General features: G+C 60.5%; 17 protein-coding genes. 14 read left to right on the top strand and 3 right to left on the bottom strand.

What is annotated here, in order from left to right; genetic code table 11:
* Positions 1–238: 238 nt before the first annotated feature.
* The 5 genes from gshA to tauD all read left to right on the top strand — a co-directional run bounded on the left by gshA (position 239) and on the right by tauD (position 5,660).
* Positions 239–1,822, top strand: coding sequence for a glutamate--cysteine ligase (gene gshA, locus QMK54_RS01060; protein ID WP_223588919.1), 1,584 nt, complete (start codon positions 239–241; stop codon positions 1,820–1,822).
* A gap of 244 nt (positions 1,823–2,066) precedes the next feature.
* The gene (gene tauA, locus QMK54_RS01055) at positions 2,067–3,044 is read left to right on the top strand and encodes a taurine ABC transporter substrate-binding protein (protein ID WP_320401886.1); all 978 of its coding nucleotides are present in this window, start codon (positions 2,067–2,069) and stop codon (positions 3,042–3,044) included.
* 15 nt (positions 3,045–3,059) lie between these two features.
* Complete coding sequence (tauB, locus tag QMK54_RS01050) at positions 3,060–3,854, top strand: taurine ABC transporter ATP-binding subunit (protein WP_320401885.1); 795 nt, start codon at positions 3,060–3,062, stop codon at positions 3,852–3,854.
* Positions 3,851–4,684: a taurine ABC transporter permease TauC gene (tauC, locus tag QMK54_RS01045; RefSeq protein WP_110660830.1), complete on the top strand. Its 834-nt coding sequence runs from the start codon at positions 3,851–3,853 to the stop codon at positions 4,682–4,684. Before tauB ends, tauC begins: the two co-directional genes overlap by 4 nt.
* Positions 4,685–4,817: 133 nt before the next feature.
* Entirely contained in the window at positions 4,818–5,660 is an 843-nt protein-coding gene (gene tauD, locus QMK54_RS01040) for a taurine dioxygenase (protein WP_110660829.1), read from the top strand.
* A gap of 135 nt (positions 5,661–5,795) precedes the next feature.
* Here tauD and mgrA read toward each other — a convergent pair whose 3' ends face one another.
* On the bottom strand, positions 5,796–6,833 hold the full coding sequence (mgrA, locus tag QMK54_RS01035; RefSeq protein ID WP_110660828.1) for an L-glyceraldehyde 3-phosphate reductase: 1,038 nt from the start codon (positions 6,831–6,833) through the stop codon (positions 5,796–5,798).
* Between the two features lie 237 nt (positions 6,834–7,070).
* Between mgrA and QMK54_RS01030 the strand changes: the two genes are divergently transcribed.
* The gene (locus QMK54_RS01030; protein ID WP_320401884.1) at positions 7,071–7,331 is read left to right on the top strand and encodes a hypothetical protein; all 261 of its coding nucleotides are present in this window, start codon (positions 7,071–7,073) and stop codon (positions 7,329–7,331) included.
* 24 nt (positions 7,332–7,355) lie between these two features.
* Here QMK54_RS01030 and betT read toward each other — a convergent pair whose 3' ends face one another.
* Both betT and epsC read right to left on the bottom strand, forming a co-directional pair.
* A complete protein-coding gene (gene betT / locus QMK54_RS01025) occupies positions 7,356–9,311 on the bottom strand; it encodes a choline transporter BetT (protein ID WP_181432081.1) in 1,956 nt (651 codons plus the stop codon).
* 344 nt (positions 9,312–9,655) lie between these two features.
* On the bottom strand, positions 9,656–10,582 hold the full coding sequence (gene epsC / locus QMK54_RS01020; RefSeq protein WP_103396840.1) for a serine O-acetyltransferase EpsC: 927 nt from the start codon (positions 10,580–10,582) through the stop codon (positions 9,656–9,658).
* 191 nt (positions 10,583–10,773) lie between these two features.
* Between epsC and QMK54_RS01015 the strand changes: the two genes are divergently transcribed.
* From QMK54_RS01015 to QMK54_RS00980, 8 genes are all read left to right on the top strand, one after another.
* On the top strand, positions 10,774–11,772 hold the full coding sequence (locus QMK54_RS01015; RefSeq protein ID WP_223588907.1) for a D-cysteine desulfhydrase: 999 nt from the start codon (positions 10,774–10,776) through the stop codon (positions 11,770–11,772).
* Between the two features lie 346 nt (positions 11,773–12,118).
* Positions 12,119–12,919 (top strand): cystine ABC transporter substrate-binding protein, encoded by an 801-nt coding sequence (gene tcyJ, locus QMK54_RS01010; RefSeq protein WP_060543969.1) that lies wholly within the window; start codon positions 12,119–12,121, stop codon positions 12,917–12,919.
* Positions 12,919–13,584 (top strand): cystine ABC transporter permease, encoded by a 666-nt coding sequence (tcyL, locus tag QMK54_RS01005; protein ID WP_223588905.1) that lies wholly within the window; start codon positions 12,919–12,921, stop codon positions 13,582–13,584. Before tcyJ ends, tcyL begins: the two co-directional genes overlap by 1 nt.
* 4 nt (positions 13,585–13,588) lie before the next feature.
* The gene (tcyN, locus tag QMK54_RS01000; RefSeq protein WP_110662675.1) at positions 13,589–14,344 is read left to right on the top strand and encodes an L-cystine ABC transporter ATP-binding protein TcyN; all 756 of its coding nucleotides are present in this window, start codon (positions 13,589–13,591) and stop codon (positions 14,342–14,344) included.
* A gap of 482 nt (positions 14,345–14,826) precedes the next feature.
* Positions 14,827–15,591 carry a hypothetical protein gene (locus QMK54_RS00995; protein WP_110662676.1) on the top strand — a complete coding sequence of 255 codons (765 nt, stop codon included), beginning with the start codon at positions 14,827–14,829 and terminating at the stop codon, positions 15,589–15,591.
* Between the two features lie 368 nt (positions 15,592–15,959).
* Positions 15,960–17,192, top strand: coding sequence for an SfnB family sulfur acquisition oxidoreductase (locus QMK54_RS00990; RefSeq protein WP_110662418.1), 1,233 nt, complete (start codon positions 15,960–15,962; stop codon positions 17,190–17,192).
* A 23-nt stretch (positions 17,193–17,215) separates the two neighbouring features.
* Positions 17,216–18,409: an SfnB family sulfur acquisition oxidoreductase gene (locus QMK54_RS00985; RefSeq protein ID WP_320401883.1), complete on the top strand. Its 1,194-nt coding sequence runs from the start codon at positions 17,216–17,218 to the stop codon at positions 18,407–18,409.
* Positions 18,409–19,767: an LLM class flavin-dependent oxidoreductase gene (locus tag QMK54_RS00980; RefSeq protein WP_320401882.1), complete on the top strand. Its 1,359-nt coding sequence runs from the start codon at positions 18,409–18,411 to the stop codon at positions 19,765–19,767. Before QMK54_RS00985 ends, QMK54_RS00980 begins: the two co-directional genes overlap by 1 nt.
* Positions 19,768–19,788 lie beyond the last annotated feature (21 nt).

Below are 19,788 nucleotides of genomic sequence, written 5' to 3'. Positions count from 1 at the left end.
AGAGGTTTTGGGGCTGCTTCGCAGCCCAACGGGGGCAAGCCCCCTCGCCACAGGCCCGCTCCCACAGGGATTGCGTATCCTTCGCGTGCATCTGCCAGATTCAAGGATTGAAGTCGGCGGTTCCAAAAGGGCTTTGACAGCCCGAAAAACCAGGCGAAAACGCCAGTTTTAACTTCACCCTTGTAGACCGTCTTGCCCACCCCCATATTGGGGCGACTGACGCGTGAAGGAATCCAACTTGAGCGAACTTCTCAACCGCCGCCTGGCCCTGCTCGGCGAGCGCGCTAACCTATCTCTGCTCGAACAGTGCCTTCACGGCATCGAACGTGAATGCCTGCGCGTGACCGGCGAAGGTCGCCTGGCGCAAACGCCGCACCCGGAAGAATTGGGTTCCGCGCTGACCAACGAACAGATCACCACCGACTACTCCGAGTCGCTGCTGGAGTTCATCACTCCGGCCCTGCCCGACCCGGCGGACACGTTGGCGAGCCTGGACAGCATTCACCGCTTTGCCTACAGCAAGCTCGGCAACGAGTACCTGTGGAGTCCGTCGATGCCGTGCCCGTTGCCGGCCGAGGAGGACATCCCGATCGCCTACTACGGCACGTCCAACATCGGGCAACTCAAGTACGTGTACCGCAAGGGCCTGGCCCTGCGTTACGGCAAGACCATGCAATGCATTGCCGGCATCCACTACAATTTTTCCCTGCCGGAAAAACTCTGGCCGTTGCTCAGGCAGGCCGAGGGCTTTGTCGGCACCGACCGCGATTTCCAGTCGTCGTCCTACATCGCGCTGATCCGCAACTTCCGCCGCTACAGCTGGCTGCTGATGTACCTGTTCGGTGCCTCGCCGGCACTGGACGCCGGCTTCCTGCGCGGTCGTTCGCATCAGTTGGAACAGCTGGACCCGCAAACCTTGTACCTGCCGTACGCCACCAGCCTGCGCATGAGCGACCTGGGTTACCAGAGCAACGCCCAGGCCGGCCTGACGCCGTGCTACAACGATCTGAACAGCTATACCGACAGCTTGCGCAAAGCGGTGGCCACGCCGTATCCGCCGTACGTCGAAGTCGGCACCCACCAGGATGGCGAGTGGGTGCAGCTCAACACCAACATCCTGCAGATCGAAAACGAGTACTACTCCAACATCCGCCCGAAACGCGTGACCTACACCGGTGAACGCCCGATCCAGGCGCTGGTGGCCCGCGGCATCCAGTACGTCGAAGTGCGCTGCCTGGACATCAACCCGTTCCTGCCGATGGGTATCGACCTCACCGAGTCGCGCTTCCTCGACGCGTTCCTGTTGTATTGCGCGCTCAATGACAGCCCGCTGCTGACCAACACCAGTTGCAGCAACGCGACCTCGAACTTCCTCAGCGTGGTCAAGGAAGGTCGTCGTCCGGGCCTGCAACTGCAACGGGAAGGCCAGCCGGTTGACCTGAAGGAATGGGCCGCTGAGCTGCTGGAAAATATTGCCCCACTGGCGGCGATGCTCGATCAGAGCCATGGCGGCGATGCCCACAGCAAGGCGCTGGACGCCCAGTTGGCCAAGGTCCAGGACCCGTCCCTGACGCCATCGGCACAGGTGTTGGCGGCCATGGCCGAGCACAAGGAGAGCTTTGCCCAGTTTTCCCTGCGCCAGAGCCAGGCCCATGCCGAGTTCTTCCGCAGCGAGCCGTTGGCGGCTGAGGAACAGGCGAAGTTTGAAGAGCGGGCGCGTTCGTCGTTGGCTCAGCAGGCTGAGCTGGAGCAGAACGAAGTCGGTGATTTCGATGTGTTCGTCGGGGCGTACCAGGCGAGCATTCTGGCGATCAGTAACTAACCATCAAACACAGCTCTCCCTGTGGGAGCGGGCTTGCTCGCGAATGCAGAGTGTCAGGCGACTTTACTGCGACTGACACACCGCTTTCGCGAGCAAGCCCGCTCCCACAGAAAGCATGATCCGCTGACCTCCAGAGATTGTTCCTCTCATAAGCTAATTCGAAAAAGTTATTTATTTTCGAATTCTTATATCATTTAGTCTCCTTATCACGCCCATACCCGGTCGCCTGACAAGGAGCTTTCTGATGAAACTGACTTTCCCTCTACGCTTGCTGGCGGCCGCTACTTTGGCTACCGCGACCTTTTTTGCCCAGGCGGCCGACTTCACCGTCGCCTACCAGACCACCGTTGACCCGGCGAAAGTCGCCCAGGCCGACGGTGCCTACGAAAAGGCCACCAAGGCCGATATCAGCTGGCGCAAATTCGACAATGGTGCCGATATCATCGCCGCCATCGCCTCCGGTGACGTACAGATCGGCTACCTCGGCTCCAGCCCCCTGACCGCCGCCATCACTCGCAAAGTCCCGGTAGAAACCTTCCTCATCGCCACCCAGATCGGCGCCGCCGAAGCCTTGGTCGCCCGCGACGGTTCCGGGATCAAGACCCCGCAAGACCTGATCGGCAAGAAGATCGCCGTGCCATTCGTGTCCACCGGTCACTACAGCCTGCTCGCCGCGCTCAAGCACTGGAACATCGATCCATCGAAAGTCACCGTACTCAATCTCGCCCCGCCAGCGATCATTGCCGCCTGGAAACGCGGCGATATCGACGCCACTTACGTCTGGGACCCGGCTCTCGGCGTCGCCAAGGAAAACGGCAAGGTACTGATCACCTCCGGCGAACTGGCCAAGTTCGGCGCACCGACCTTCGATGCCTGGATCGTGCGCAAGGATTTCGCCGAGAAGCACCCGGAGATCGTCACCGCGTTCGCCAAAGTGACCCTGGACGCCTACGCCGATTACCGCAAAGACCCGCAAGCCTGGCTCGCCAACCAGGGCAACGTCGACAAGCTGGTAAAACTCTCCGGTGCCAAGGCCAGCGACATTCCGCTGCTGCTGCAAGGCAACGTCTACCCGCTGGCGGCTGATCAGGTCATCACCCTCGGCGCACCGACCACCAAGGCCATCACCGACACTGCGGCGTTCCTCAAGGAACAAGGCAAGGTCGAGGCGGTACTGCCGGACTACGCGCCGTACGTCAGCGCCAAGTTCATCACCAACTGATCGGGAGTCAACGCGATGGCTTTGCTACAGCTGGAGCGCATCAGCGCACAGTACCCCGGCAACCCGGAACCGGTGTTGGCGGAAATCTCCCTGAGCCTTGGGCCCCGGCAATTGCTGGTCGCCCTCGGCCCGTCCGGCAGTGGCAAGACTTCGCTGTTGAACCTGATTGCCGGTTTCGTCGAACCCAGCGCCGGGCGCATCACCCTCGACGGCGTGCCCGTCAAAGGCCCGAGTGCCGAGCGCGGCGTAGTGTTCCAGGACGACGCGCTGCTGCCGTGGCAAGACGTGCTGGCCAACGTCGGTTTCGGCCTGGAACTGGCCGGCATCGCCCGGAACAAACGCGAAGCTCGCGCCAGGGAGATGCTCGCCCTGGTCGATCTTTCCGGTTTTGAACAGCGCCGCATCTGGCAGCTTTCCGGTGGCCAGAAGCAGCGCGTCGGCCTGGCCCGCGCCCTCGCCGCCGACCCGCGCGTGTTGCTCATGGACGAACCGTTCGGTGCCCTCGACGCTTTCACCCGCGAACAGATGCAGGAACTGTTGCTGCAAGTCTGGCAACGCACCGCCAAACCGGTGTTCCTCATTACCCACGACATCGAAGAGGCCGTGTTCCTCGCCACCGACCTGATTCTGTTGGCGCCCAACCCAGGGCAAATCGTCGAGCGCCTGAGCCTCGATTTCGGTCAGCGTTATGCCGCCGGTGAGTCGGCTCGCTCGATCAAGTCCGACCCGCGCTTTATCGAAACCCGCGAACACGTACTCGCCAAAGTGTTCTCCCAACGCAGCGCCGCCCAGCGGCAGGAGCGCGCATGAGCAGTTACGAAATCCCCGTCGCCGCGATCAAGACAGGCACTTCCCTGACACCGGCACGACGCAGCTTGAGCACTCGTTGGATCAGTGTACTGACGCTGGTCGCTCTTATTGTTATTTGGTGGGCCGTAACCGCGACCGGTTTGATCGAGCCGCTGTTCCTGCCGCCGCCCTCCGCCGTGCTGCAAAAAGGCTGGCTGCTGGCGACTTCGGGTTACATGGACTCAACCTTGTGGCAGCACCTCGGCGCGAGCCTTAGCCGCATCGGCCTGGGCCTCGGTTTTGCGATTCTCACCGCCGTGCCGGTGGGTATCGCCATCGGCGCCAATCGTATTGCCCGTGGTGTGCTCGATCCGCTGATCGAGTTCTACCGGCCGATTCCGCCGTTGGCCTACTTGCCACTGATCGTGATCTGGTGCGGTATTGGCGAATTGTCGAAAGTCCTGCTGATCTACCTGGCGATCTTCGCCCCGATTGCCATCGCCACCGCCACTGGTGTGCGCACGGTCGACCCGGCCAAATTGCGCGCCGCGCAGTCGTTGGGTGCTACTCGCGCACAGTTGATTCGCCACGTCATTTTGCCGAGTGCCTTGCCGGATATCTTGACCGGCGTGCGTATTGGTCTTGGTGTGGGTTGGTCGACGCTGGTCGCCGCCGAATTGATCGCCGCCACCAGCGGCCTGGGCTTCATGGTGCAGTCGGCCGCGCAGTTCCTGGTCACCGATGTGGTGGTCCTGGGGATTCTGGTGATCGCACTGATCGCCTTCGCCATGGAATTGGGCCTGCGTGCCCTGCAACGCAAGCTGGTGCCGTGGCACGGCCAGGCCCACTGAATATTCAACATGTGGGAGTGGGCTTGCTCGCGAATACAGAGTGTCAGGCAACTTTGCTGTGACTGATACACCGCTTTCGCGAGCAAGCCCGCTCCCACAAAAAGCACGGCCTCGGAATTTTAAGAGAACCACCATGAGCCAGTTGACCATCGTCCCCTTAAGCTCCGCCCTCGGCGCGCAAATCAGCGGCGTCGACATCAGCCAGGCGCTGAGTGCGGAACAACGCGACACCATCGAACAAGCGCTGCTCAAACATCAAGTTCTGTTCTTCCGTGACCAACCCATCACGCCACAACAACAGGCGCGATTCGCGGCGAACTTTGGCGACCTGCACATTCACCCGATCTACCCCAATGTGCCGGAACAGCCGGAAGTGCTGATCCTCGACACCGCCGTCACCGACGTGCGCGACAACGCGATCTGGCATACCGATGTGACCTTCCTGCCGACCCCGGCCATGGGCGCGGTGCTCAGCGCCAAGCTGCTGCCAGAGTTTGGCGGCGATACGTTGTGGGCCAGCGGGATTGCGGCGTATGAAGCCCTGTCGGCGCCGATGAAAACCTTGTTCGAAGGCCTGACCGCCACCCACGACTTCACCCGCTCATTCCCGCTGGAGCGCTATGGCAACACGCCCGAGGCGCTAGCCCAGTGGGAAGAAGCACGGCGCAAGAATCCACCGCTGTCGCACCCGGTGATCCGCACACACCCGGTCAGCGGGCGCCGCTCGCTGTTCGTCAATGAAGGCTTCACCTCGAAGATCAACGAGCTGTCGGAAACCGAGAGCGAGGCGATTCTGAAGTTTCTGTTCGCCCATTCAACGCGCCCGGAATTCACCATTCGCTGGCGCTGGCAGCAGGACGACATTGCGTTCTGGGATAACCGCGTGACCCAGCATTACGCGGTCGATGATTACCGGCCGGCGCGGCGGGTGATGCAGCGGGCGACAGTGTTGGGGGATGTGCCGTTTTTTCGCTGAATCCTGAAATCTTTGCTGTCAGGACTGGCCTCTTCGCGAGCAAGCCCGCTCCCACATTTGGAATGCGTTCCAATGTGGGAGCGGGCTTGCTCGCGAAAGCGATCTGAAAGGCGCAAAAAATCTGCCGCCTAACACTCACTCAGCCGTTGAAGGCTTCTCCCAAAGATTGATCCCGCCCTCCTGGGCAAACCGGTCAATCTCCGCCAGTTCTTCTGCACTGAAGCTCAGGTTCTTCAACGCCCCGACGTTCTCGATGATCTGCTCCGGCCGGCTCGCGCCGATCAGTGCCGAGGTCACCCGAGGATCGCGCAGGGTCCAGGCCAGCGCCAGTTGCGCCAGGCTCTGGCCACGGCGCTTGGCGATTTCGTTGAGTGCCCGCACCTGGGCGATGTTGGCCTCGGACAAGTGCGACGCCTGCAACGAACCACCACCCGGTCGATTGACCCGCGCATCCGCCGGCACGCCGTTGAGGTACTTGTCGGTCAGCAGCCCCTGCGCCAGCGGTGTGAAGGCAATCACGCCGGTGCCGAGTTCGTCGGTGGTATCCAGCAGGTCTTTTTCCACCCAGCGATTGAGCAGGTTGTAGGCCGGCTGATGAATCAGCAACGGCACTTTCCATTCTTTGAGCAATGCCGCCATTTCCCGGGTTTTCACCCCGGAATAGGACGAGATGCCGATGTACAACGCCTTGCCCTGCTGCACTGCTGTGGCAAGTGCGCTGGCGGTTTCTTCCAGTGGCGTGTCCGGATCGAAACGGTGGGAGTAGAAGATGTCGACGTAGTCCACGCCCAGGCGTTGCAGGCTCTGGTCGAGGCTGGCCAGCACGTACTTGCGCGAACCGCCGCCCTGACCGTAAGGGCCGGGCCACATGTCCCAACCGGCCTTGCTGGAAATGATCAATTCGTCGCGGTACTGCTTGAAGTCTTCGCGCAGCAAACGGCCGAAGTTGATCTCGGCGCTGCCGTACGGTGGGCCATAGTTGTTGGCCAGGTCGAAATGGTTGATGCCCTGGTCGAACGCCGTGCGCAGCAATGCGCGCTGGGTATCGATCGGCGTGCTGTCGCCAAAGTTGTGCCACAGGCCCAACGACAGCGCCGGCAGCACCAGCCCGCTGCGGCCCACGCGGCGGTAAGGGATGGAGTCGTAGCGGTTTTCGGCAGCGGTGTAAGTCATCGAATCCTCTCTTGTCGGTCTTGAATCTGGTATCGACTGCTTCGCCAGTCGCCCAGCATACGCCCGGACAGAGGCCAAAAAACCCGGGATTCGACTAAATGCTGAAACGTTTCACAAAAATTTGATCGGTGCGCGGAATTCAACAAATCAACGATAGGCTTGCGTGATCAGGCACGGCAGGAACAAAGTCGCAAAAGCAACGAAGAGGCGACACCGATCGCAGGGATGGAGTAAGCCATGCATACCACAATCATCATCACCTTCGGCCTGGTCCTGCTCGCGATGATGCTGTTCATCGGCGAGAAAATCGGCTTCAGCCGTCAGACCCTCACCTACAGTTTCGTGATCCTGTGGCTGGCGTTGACGGTGATCAACGGCGCCATCGGCATCGTGTCCGCCGGTCAATCGCTGAGTACGGAACTGGGGATAGGCACGATGGTGTTCAGCATTCCGGTGGCGGCGCTGGTGTTGTTCATGGTGCTGAGCGCCGAGAACTGAAAAGCCCCGGCGCCCTGCCCGCGATCAACGCACCAGATGCAGGAACTGCATGTGCCGTTCGTACTGGTCGAGGATGTCGTTGATGATCTGCTCCTTGGTGTAGCCCACCAGATCGTAGTCCTGACTGCCCTCGCTCAAGTGCACTTCGGCCCGGTAGTAACGGCGATTGTTGAGCTGCTTGGAACCCATGCCGCCACGGGCAAACGATGGCGTGAAATAACCGCGCATCTGCACCTGATAAACAAACGGATGTTGATCACCGTGACCGATTTCCAGGCTGACGCTGTCATGGGCCGGGTCCGGGTGCAGGGCCACGTGCAAGCCCTTTTCGCGGAACACCGCAGACACTTCGTCAATCGCCGGGCGCACCGTGGTGTCGAGGAAACGATAAACCTCATCCCGCGACGGGAAATGCACGGCCTGACTCAAGCGTTGCCGCCAACCGCCGCGCCGTGATCCGGACACCGGCGCCAGGGAATGCATCTGTGCAATCTGCTTCTGCGATTCCAGATAAAACGCCTTGTGCAGCCCCCACATCATCAACAACAGAATCAGCGAGAACGGCAGCGAGGTCAGCACCACCGCCGACTTCAACGCATCGATGCTGCCGGAGAACAGCAGCGCGCTGGTCACCAGCGCAGTCATTGCGCCCCAGAACACTCGCAGCCATTTCGGCCCGTCTTCATCGGGATTGCCGCCCTTGGCGGACAGCGTCGAGAGCACCACGGTGCCGGAGTCGGCAGAGGTGACGAAGAACACGAAGCTGATGAACACCGTGACCGCGATCACGGTTTTGCTCCACGGGTAGGTTTCCAGCAGCAGGTAGAGCGTCATCGACGGGTTGTCGATGGCCGACATGCCAAGCGCGCTCATGCCGTGATTGAGTACCTGGTCGATGGCGCTGTTGCCGAAGATCGACATCCACGCCAGGGTGAAGCCGAGCGGAATCAGCAGCACGCCGAAGACGAATTCGCGGATGGTGCGGCCACGGGAAATCCGTGCGATGAACAAGCCCACGAACGGCGACCATGCGATCCACCATGCCCAGTAGAACACCGTCCAGCCGCCCAGCCAGTCGCTGGGTTTGTCGTAGGCGTACAGGTCGAAACTCTTCATCGGCAAGGCGCCGAGGTAATCGCCGAGGTTCTGGATCAGGGTATTGAGCAAGTGCTGGGTAGGGCCTGCGAACAGCACGAACAGCAACAGCGCGCAGGCCAGCAGCATGTTGATGTCGGACATGACCCGCACGCCCTTGTCGACGCCGGATACGGCAACGATGATCGCCGCACCCATCATCAAGGTGATCAGGCCGACCTGAATCCATTGGGTGTGGGCGATGCCGAACAGGTAGTCCAGGCCCGAGTTGAGGTGCAACACGCCGAAACCCATGTCGGCACCGAGGCCGAACACCGTGGCGATGATGCCGAAGCCGTCCACCGCGTAACCGATGGGACCATTGATGCGCTTGCCGATCAGCGGATACAGCGCCGAGCGCAGGGCCAGTGGCAGGTTATGCCGGTAGGCAAAGTAGGCCAGCGCCATGCCGACAAAGGCGAACACGCCCCAGCCATGCAGGCCCCAGTGCAGAAACAGAATCTGCATCGCCTGGCGCGCCGCATCCGCCGTCCCGGCCTCGCCTTGGGGCGGTTGCAGCATGTGGGTCAGGGGCTCGGACACGCAGAAGAAAAACAGGGTGATGCTGATCCCGGCGGCGAACAGCATGCCGGCCCAGGACAGATAACTGAATTCGGGCTCGTCGTGGTCGGCACCGAGTTTGATCTTGCCGTAGCCAGACAAGGCGGTGACCACCACGAAGACCAGATACAGGGTCATCGCCAGCAGGTAATACCAGCCGACCGTATTGGCCGCCCAGTTTTGCGCCGCCAGCAACCAGGCACCGGCCTGCTCGGGCATGGCGATGACAACGACACCAAACAACAGAATGAAACTCGCCGAGAACCAGAACACTGGCGGATTCATGCGGACCAGACCGCTTGGAGGGATGGACGATGCACTCATGTACGGTGCACCTCGAAGGGGAAAAACGTGGCTGTAGAAATCGGACTCAGCAAAGGCAAGCCTCCTGTTGTGAGCGGGCAGCGAACCACCGGTTTAACTTGAATGAACGTTCAAGTTAAACATGGATAGGGGGCTAAGGACTAATCGCAGGGCTCGGCGGTACTGGTTGTACGCTAGCTCAAGGGAGGAAATTTGGTGGATATAAAAGCTTCGCGAGCAAGCCCGCTCCCACAGGGGAACGCATTCCAATGTGGGAGCGGGCTTGCTCGCGAAGAGGCCAGTACAGTCAGCGAAGAGTCAGAAACCTACTTCTGAGCCCCATCATCATGCTGCAGGTTCGCCTGGGTCAGGTTACTGCCCGCCGGCACGCTGCGGGTCAGCCAGACGTTGCCGCCGATGGTCGAGCCCTGGCCGATGGTGATCCGCCCCAGAATCGTCGCACCGGCATAAATCACCACGTCATCCTCGACAATCGGATGCCGCGGCTGGCCTTTCTGCAACTGACCGTCTTCGTCCGCCGGGAAGCGCTTGGCACCCAGGGTCACCGCCTGATAAATCCGCACGCGCTCGCCGATGATCGCCGTCTCGCCAATCACCACACCTGTACCGTGGTCGATGAAGAAACTGCGGCCAATCTGCGCGCCGGGGTGGATGTCGATGCCGGTGGCCGAGTGGGCGATTTCCGCACTGATCCGCGCCAGCAACGGCAGCCCGGCGCGGTACAAATGGTGGGCCAGGCGATGATGAATCACCGCCAGAATCCCCGGGTAGCACAACAGCACTTCATCGACACTACGCGCCGCCGGGTCACCGTGATAAGCCGCCAACACGTCGGTGTCCAACAGGCTGCGCAACCCCGGCAGGGCGAGGGCGAAGTCTTGAATGATCTGGATGGTCTTGGCTTCGACCTCGGTCTCGGCCTGGGCACTGTGGCGCGCGGCGTAGCGCAACTCGAGTCGCGCCTGGGCCAACAGCGCGTTCAGCGCCACATCCAGGGTATGGCCGACGTAGAAGTCTTCGCTCTCCTCGCGCAGGTCAACCGGCCCCAGGCGCATCGGGAACAGTGCGCCGCACAAGGCTTCGAGAATCTCCGCCATCGCCGCCCGGGAGGGCAGCTCGCGACCGCCCTGCTCGGTACTGGCACGGCCATTTTGTACACGCCACTGTTCACGTGCCGTGCGCAGCTGGCTGACGATGCTCTGCAATTGCCAATGGCTGGAACGCTCACTCACGGTAAAAAACTCCTCACGGGCGACCGGACTGTCTGGCCGCACTGACGGCGATTACTTTACGGCAAGGGTCGCGAGGCAAATTAAGAACCAATAGTGCTGTACTCAGTACGATTAGCTATAAGCGATTGGCGGTTGCCCAGGCTTTGGGGCGTGCCTATAGTCCTGAGATCTTCAACGGCCAGTACGGACCCATGATCAAACAACAGCTCGCCCGCTTTAACCGCCTCGACCTGCTCGGTCAGCCAACCGCCCTGGAAAAACTCGAACGCCTGTCGACCTGGCTGGGCCGAGACCTGTACGTCAAGCGCGATGACCTGACGCCGCTGGCGATGGGCGGCAACAAGCTGCGCAAACTCGAGTACCTGGCCGCCGATGCGCTGGCCCAGGGCGCCGACACCTTGATTACCGCCGGCGCGTTGCAATCGAACCATGTGCGCCAGACCGCGGCCATTGCGGCCAAACTGGGCTTGGGCTGCGTAGCCCTTCTGGAAAACCCCCTCGGCACCAATGACAGCAACTACACCGGCAACGGCAACCGACTACTGCTCGACTTGTTCGATGCCAAGGTCGAACTGGTGGAAAACCTCGACAACGCCGACGAGCAATTGCAAGCCCTGGCCAGCCGTCTGCGCAGTAACGGCAAGAAGCCGTACGTGGTACCGATCGGTGGCTCCAATGCGCTGGGCGCCCTGGGCTATGTGCGCGCCGGGCTGGAACTGGCCGAGCAGATCAAGGACACCGGCCTGACCTTCGCCGCCGTGGTTTTGGCCTCGGGCAGCGCCGGTACCCACAGCGGTCTGGCACTGGCCTTGAGTGAAGCACTGCCGGATCTGCCAGTTATCGGCGTGACGGTTTCGCGCAGCGATGAAGACCAGCGACCGAAAGTTCAAGGCCTGGCCGAACGCACCGCCGAGTTGCTGGGTGTGAGCCTGCCGGATGCATTCAAAGTCGAGTTGTGGGATGAATATTTCGCCCCGCGCTATGGCGAACCGAATGCCGGGACACTGGCGGCGGTGAAGCTGCTGGCGGGTCAGGAAGGCTTGCTGCTGGACCCGGTCTACACTGGCAAGGCCATGGCAGGATTGCTGGACGGGATCGGGCGTCAGCGTTTCGACGAAGGCCCGATTATCTTCCTGCACACCGGCGGGGCTCCGGCGTTGTTTGCCTATAAGGATTATCTGACTGGCTGACGCACTTTTTGTGGAGCGGGGCTTTTGTGGCGAGGGGGCTTGCCCCCGTTGGGGTGCGAAGCGCCCCTGAAACCTGCAACTGTGTAGTTTCAGAATTTACGACTGCTGCGCAGCCGAGCGGGGGCAAGCCCCCTCGCCACAAAGGATCGCATGCATATTCCGTAATTGCATAACAAACAGAATATTTATTATTTTCCTATCTAACGACGCCATCTTATAGTCACGCCGCAGGCGAATTTGCAGCGAGACGCATAAGCTGCATTAGGGCAGGATATCGCAGTCGTCCGAATCCCGAATTTGCCAACTTTCCTTAAGCGTCTTCCATAAGAAAACACAGGGGCTTGTCATGAATTTTTCCGCACTACGTCGCAATCTGCTGGTGGGCTCGCTGGGCCTGGCACTGAGCGCTGGCCTGATTGGCCAAGCCGTTGCCGGTGAGCAACTGCAAAAGATCAAAGACGCCGGCGTGATCAACGTCGGCCTGGAAGGCACCTACCCACCGTTCAGTTTCGTCGACGCCGACGGCAAACTGGCCGGCTTCGAAGTCGAATTCTCCGAAGCCCTGGCCAAAGAGCTGGGCGTGAAGGTCAAGCTGCAACCGACCAAATGGGACGGCATCCTCGCTGCCCTGGAATCCAAGCGCCTGGACGCAGTGATCAACCAGGTGACCATCTCCGAAGAGCGCAAGAAGAAGTATGACTTCTCCGAGCCCTACACCGTTTCCGGGATTCAGGCGCTGGTGCTGACGAAGAAGGCCGCCGAGCTGAACATCAAGTCCGCCGCTGACCTGTCTGGCAAGAAAGTCGGCGTAGGCCTGGGCACCAACTACGAAGAGTGGGTCAAGGCCAATGTGCCGACCGCTGACATCCGCACCTACGAGGATGATCCGACCAAGTTCCAGGACCTGCGTGTCGGCCGTATCGACGCCATCCTGATCGACCGCCTGGCCGCGCTGGAATACGCCAAGAAAGCCAAGGACACCACCGCCGCCGGTGATGCGTTCTCCCGTCAGGAAGCCGGCATTGCCCTGCGCAAAGGCGAGCCTGAACTGCTGGCCGCGGTGAACAAGGCAATCGACAAGCTGCGCGCCGATGGCACCCTGAAAAAGCTCTCGGAAAAATACTTCAACGCTGACGTCACTCAATAATGGAAGAAGCTTTTCAACTCGCGCTGGACTCCGCGCCCTTTCTGCTCAAGGGCGCGTACTACACGGTGATCCTCAGCCTGGGCGGGATGTTCTTCGGCCTGGTGATGGGGTTCGGCCTGGCGCTGATGCGCCTGTCGCGCTTCAAACTGGTGAGCTGGATCGCCCGCATCTACGTGTCGTTCTTTCGCGGCACGCCGTTGCTGGTGCAACTGTTCGTGATCTATTACGGCTTGCCGCAATTGGGTCTGGAACTTGATCCGCTGCCGGCGGCCTTGATCGGCTTCTCGCTGAACATGGCCGCCTATGCCTGTGAAATCCTGCGTGCCGCGATCAGTTCCATCGAGCGCGGCCAGTGGGAAGCCGCTGCCAGTATCGGCATGACCCGCGCGCAAACCCTGCGCCGGGCCATCCTGCCGCAGGCGATGCGCACCGCATTGCCGCCGCTGGGCAACAGCTTCATTTCACTGGTCAAGGACACCGCGCTGGCCGCCACCATCCAGGTGCCGGAACTGTTCCGCCAGGCGCAATTGATCACCGCACGAACCTTCGAAATCTTCACCATGTATCTTGCCGCCGCACTGATCTACTGGATCCTGGCCACGGTGCTGTCGCACCTGCAGAACCAGCTGGAAGCGCGGGTCAATCGGCACGACCAGGAGTCCTGACCCAATGATTGTCGTGGAAAAACTGACAAAGCAGTTCAAGGGTCAAGTCGTGCTCAACGGCATCGATCTTGAGGTCAAGGAAGGCGAGGTGGTGGCGATCATCGGCCCCAGCGGTTCGGGCAAGACCACCTTCCTGCGTTGCCTGAATTTCCTGGAAGAACCCACCAGCGGCCGGATCAAGGTCGGCGATATCGAAATCGATACCAGCCGCCCCCTGAACCAGCAACAGAGCCTGGTGCGCCGTTTGCGCCAGCATGTGGGTTTCGTCTTCCAGAACTTCAACCTGTTCCCCCATCGCACGGCGCTGGAAAACGTCATCGAAGGCCCGATCGTGGTCAAGAAGACTCCACACGCCGACGCCGTTGCCTTGGGTAAAAAGCTCTTGGCCAAGGTTGGCCTGGCAGGCAAGGAGGATGCTTACCCACGTCGCCTCTCCGGAGGCCAGCAACAGCGCGTGGCGATTGCCCGGGCGCTGGCGATGGAACCGGAAGTGATCCTGTTCGACGAACCAACCTCGGCCCTCGACCCGGAGTTGGTGGGTGAGGTGCTGGCGACCATTCGCGGCCTGGCCGAAGAGAAGCGCACCATGGTGATCGTCACCCACGAAATGGGTTTTGCCCGGGACGTGGCCAACCGGGTGGTGTTTTTCGACAAAGGCGTGATCGTCGAGCAAGGCGAAGCGAAGGCGTTGTTTGCCAACCCGAAAGAAGAACGGACCAAACAGTTCCTGAGCAAATTCCTGAATAACGCTCATAACTAACAACCTGCGCAACAACGGCAAACTTCCAAGGATGGAAGTTACCCCACCATCAAAACACCCCTCATTAGTACCAAACTAAATTTTTCCGTTCGACATGCCTATCTTGTACGCACGCGCGCTACATATATATGCATCACAACAATTAAACAGCGCTAATCGAATCAGATCATCCGTCGCAGAGCGGAGCCGAAGACTTGCGCAAACCAGCCAGTATCACTCGGCTTTGAGCAGATAAAGTCGACAAGCAGGCATGGTTTACTTACTTGAAGCCGTAGGAACTTTCTGAATAGCACAACACACCACCCACAACTAACAAATCCTGTTGACACTTGATCTCCTTAACTCTTATCTAGTCTCCAACCAGCGACATTCATCACGCTTCAATCATTATTTCAACTCAAACTAATGATTGAATTTTCTGTTCGAATTTAGTTTTTGATATTCCAGAAACGGACTTCGTTGCAAGACTTCAAGGAGACTTCATGAACAGCACCCCGAACAAATCCGGGCTTGCAGCCCCGACCCTGGCGCAATCCAACAAGACCGGCATCAACGTCACTTGCGCGGCGCACCTGCTGATCGACGTGGCGCCCTACCCCACGATGGACACCGGTGACCTGATCGAACTGTTCTGGGACAACTGCTACGTGGCCTCGCGCGTGCTGACGGCCAATGATGTCGGGCAATCGGTACAACTGCGTGTGCCTGAAAGTTTTGTCGCTAACGGGACTTCGCGCATTCACTACCGGGTCATGCAGGTTGGCCTGGGTCCGGCGATATCGGCCAGCCGCAACGTGCAGATCAAACTCGACTGTCCCGGCGGCCAACCCTCCGCGCTATGCGGCGATGAAAACCAGTGCCTGGCACCCGTGGGTTTACCCGACGCGATTCGCCGTCATGGGGTGAATCCGAATCAGATCAAACGCGGCGTTCCCTTGACCATCGAGCCGTACCTGAACATGGCCGTCGACGACGAAATCACCCTGCGTTGGGGGGATGTGCGCATGGATCTGCCACGGCTCAAGTCCGCCGATGTGGGCCAGCCGATCCAGGTCTGGATACCACCGGCCATCATTCTTGAAGCCGGCGAAGACCTGCGGCTGGAAGTGACGTACTGCATTCTCGACAGGGTGGGCAACAACTCCCGCTGGGCACCGGCCCGTACGCTGAAGATCGGATGTGCCAATCCTTATCTGAGAGTCCCCCCGAAGCAGTGTCTCAAAGCGGCTGAATCGCGCAAGCAATGAGCACCGCTTCTGGGCGAGGGGGCTTGCCCCCGTTCGGCTGCGCAGCAGTCGTAAATTCTGTAACCGTGGTTCATCTGAAACAACGCGGTGGCAGAAATGGGGGGCGCTGCGCACCCCAACGGGGGCAAGCCCCCTCGCCACAGGGATTGCGTTCCCCCCCGAGAACACCCTTCTATACATATTCCTAAAAGTTAGTTCATAAATTTTTTATACACGTTTAGGGTATATGCACCGGACCACCGGACATTCTTGTTTTCCTGCGCGGCCACAAGCGGCGCTTCCATGAGATGTGAGGTAGGTATGGTCCGGAACACAATCACCCCAGTGCAGATCGCCAGGGCATTGCGTGCAGCCAAGGAGCGGCACTGATGTCCAGTCTGGCAGATGCAATCGTCCAGAGTGACCTGGACATCGCCCCGTTGTTGTTGCCCGCACAAGTCTTGAGCAACGATGCCCAAGCCATCACGGCGGCCCACGAACTGGCGCAAGTCGCGCGCCTGCAAGCGGGCAAACGCGACCGGCAGCGCAAGCTCCCCTGGTCTGAAATCGAACAGTTCACCCGCAGCGGCCTGGGCAGCATTTCCATTCCCCGCGAGTACGGTGGCCCGCAGGTTTCGTTCGTCACCCTGGCCGAGGTCTTCGCGATCATTTCCGCCGCCGACCCGGCACTCGGGCAGATCCCGCAAAACCAGTTCGGCATTCTCAACCTGATACTCGGCAGCGCCACCGAAGCGCAGAAAAGACAACTGTTCAAAAGCGTCCTCGAGGGCTGGCGCATCGGCAATGCCGGACCGGAACGCGGCACCAAAAACACCCTGGAACTGAAGGCGCGCATCACCGCTGACGGCGTCCTCAACGGCCAGAAGTTCTATTCTACCGGTGCACTGTTCGCCCATTGGGTCGCGGTCAAAGCATTGAACGACGACGGCAAGCAAGTGCTGGCATTCATCCGTCGCGGCACGCCGGGATTGCGCATTGTCGACGACTGGTCCGGCTTTGGTCAGCGCACCACCGCCAGCGGCACGATTTTGCTCAACAACGTGCAGGTCGACTCCGAACTGGTTGTGGATAACTGGAAGATCAACGACACGCCGAACATCCAGGGTGCCGTCTCCCAGCTGATTCAAGCGGCCATCGACGCCGGTATCGCCCGAGGCGCCATCGACGACGCCATCGATTTCGTGAAAACCCGCGCCCGTCCATGGATCGACGCCAATGTCGAACGGGCCAGCGATGACCTGTACGTGATCGCCGACATCGGCAAGCTGAAAATCGAATTGCACGCCGCCGAAGCGTTGCTGCGCAAGGCCGGGCAGGTGCTCGATCAGGTCAATGCCGCGCCGCTCACCGCCGAGTCGGCCGCCCGTGCCTCGATTGCCGTCGCCGAAGCCAAAGTACTGACCACAGAGATTTCGTTGCAGGCCAGCGAAAAGCTCTTCGAACTGGCCGGCAGCCGCGCGACCCTCGCTGAATTCAACCTCGACCGCCACTGGCGCAACGCACGGGTGCACACCCTGCACGATCCGGTGCGCTGGAAGTACCACGCCATCGGCGCCTATCGCCTCAACGGCACGCTGCCTAATCGCCATTCCTGGATTTAACGACCAGACATCTGGAGAAGCATATGAGCATTTCTCACCCCGTCGCGGTCATTACCAGCGATGAGCAAGCCCTGATCATTGCCAGCGACCTGGCCGAAGACTTCAAACGCGACAGCGCCCTGCGCGACCGCGAGCGCCGTTTGCCGCACCCGGAACTGGAAGTGTTTTCCCGCTCGGGCCTGTGGGGCATCAGTGTGCCGAAAGAATACGGCGGCGCTGGTGTTTCCAACGTCACTTTGGCCAAGGTCATCGCCTTGATCGCTCAAGCCGACGGCTCGCTCGGGCAGATCCCCCAGAACCATTTCTACGCCCTCGAAGTGCTGCGCGTGAACGGCTCACACGAGCAGAAAAAACGTCTTTATGGCGAAGTACTGGCCGGCCAGCGCTTCGGTAATGCCCTCGCCGAACTCGGCACCAAAACCGCACACGATCGCGTCACCAGCCTGACTCGCGACGGCAGCGGCTATCGCATCAACGGTCGCAAGTTCTACGCCACGGGCGCGATCTATGCCCAGCGCATTCCCACCTCGGTGGTGGATGAAAATGGCGTGCAGCAACTGGCGTTCGTGCCGCGCGACAGCAAGGGCCTGAGCGTGATCGACGACTGGAGCGGCTTCGGTCAGCGCACCACCGGCAGCGGTTCGGTAGTGTTCGAAGACGTCTACGTCGCGGCCGAGGATGTCATCCCCTTTCAAAGTGCCTTCGAGCGTCCGACCCCGGTCGGCCCGCTGGCGCAGATTCTCCATGCCGCCATCGACACCGGTATCGCCCGCGCCGCCTATGAAGATGCGCTGCACTTCGTGCGCACGAAAACCCGGCCGTGGATCGACGCCACCCACGAAAAGGCCACGGACGACCCACTGACCCTCAAGAGCTTCGGCCACCTGAGCATTCGCCTGCACGCCGCCGAAGCGCTTCTGGATCGGGCCGGTGAGTACCTCGACAAGGCCCAGGCCGAGACGAATGCCGAGACCGTCGCGGCCGCATCGATTGCCGTCGCCGAAGCCCGCGCCCTGAGCACCGAAATTTCCCTGGCCGCCGGCAGCACGCTGTTCGAACTGGCCGGAAGCCAGGCGACCTTGATCGAACACGGCCTCGACCGCCACTGGCGCAACGCCCGGGTGCATACCCTGCACGACCCGGTGCGCTGGAAGTACCACGCCGTCGGCAATTACTACCTCAACGATGAAAACCCGCCACTGCGGGGGACCATTTGATGACCGCCGCGAAAAAGAAAATCCTGCTCAATGCCTTCAACATGAACTGCATCGGGCACATCAACCATGGCTTGTGGACGCACCCGCGCGACACGTCAACGCGCTACAACACAATCGAATACTGGACCGAACTGGCGCAGTTGCTGGAGCGCGGGCTGTTCGACGGCCTGTTCATCGCCGACATCGTCGGGGTCTACGACGTCTACCAGAACTCGGTGGACGTGCCGTTGAAAGAGTCGATCCAGTTGCCGGTCAATGATCCGCTTCTACTGGTATCCGCGATGGCTGCGGTGACGAAAAACCTCGGTTTCGGCCTGACCGCCAACCTCACCTACGAGGCGCCGTACCTGTTCGCCCGACGCCTGTCGACCCTGGATCACCTGAGCCGTGGCCGGGTCGGCTGGAACATCGTCACCGGCTATCTCGACAGCGCCGCCAAGGCCATGGGCCTGAACGAACAGGTCGAACATGACCGGCGCTACGACCAGGCCGACGAGTACCTGGAGGTGCTCTACAAACTTTTGGAAGGCAGCTGGGAAAACGGCGCGGTGTTGAACGATCCTCAGCAGCGGATCTACGCGCAGCCTGAGAAAGTGCACAAGGTCGAGCACAAGGGCGAGTTCTATCAAGTCGAGGGCTATCACCTAAGTGAACCCTCGCCGCAGCGCACGCCGGTGCTGTTCCAGGCCGGCAGCTCGGATCGCGGCCTGTTGTTCGCCGGGCGACATGCCGAGTGCGTGTTCATCAGTGGCCAGACCAAGGCGTCGACCAAGGTGCAGGTGGACAAGGTGCGCGCCAGCGCCATCGAAGCCGGGCGCAACCCCGAGGACATCAAGGTGTTCATGGGCTTGAACGTGATCGTTGGCGCAACCGAAGAGCTGGCCTGGGCCAAGCACGCCGAATACCTCAGCTACGCCAGTGCCGAAGCTGGCGTGGCGCATTTCTCGGCGTCCACTGGGATCGATTTTTCCCAATATGAAATCGACGAACCGATCCAGTACGTGAAGAGCAACGCGATCCAGTCCGCCACCAAGCACCTGCAAAACAACGACTGGACCCGACGCAAGTTGCTGGAGCAACACGCCCTCGGCGGTCGCTACATCACCGTGGTCGGTTCACCTGAACAGGTGGCCGATGAGCTGGAATCCTGGATAGCCGAAACCGGGCTGGATGGCTTCAACCTGACCCGCATCGTCACGCCGGAAAGCTATGAGGATTTCATCGAGCTGGTGATCCCCGAGTTGCAACGTCGCGGGTCGTACAAGACAGCGTACGACAGCGGCACCTTGCGCGAAAAGCTGTTTCAGCGCGAAGCGCATTTGCCTGAGCAACATACCGGTTCGGCTTACCGCCGCTAAAAGCTTCGCGAGCAAGCCCGC

Source organism: Pseudomonas sp. P5_109 (assembly GCF_034009455.1).
Lineage (GTDB): Bacteria > Pseudomonadota > Gammaproteobacteria > Pseudomonadales > Pseudomonadaceae > Aquipseudomonas.
Note: the sequence above shows the minus strand (reverse complement) of the source record. Positions and strands in the feature narration are given on the sequence as shown.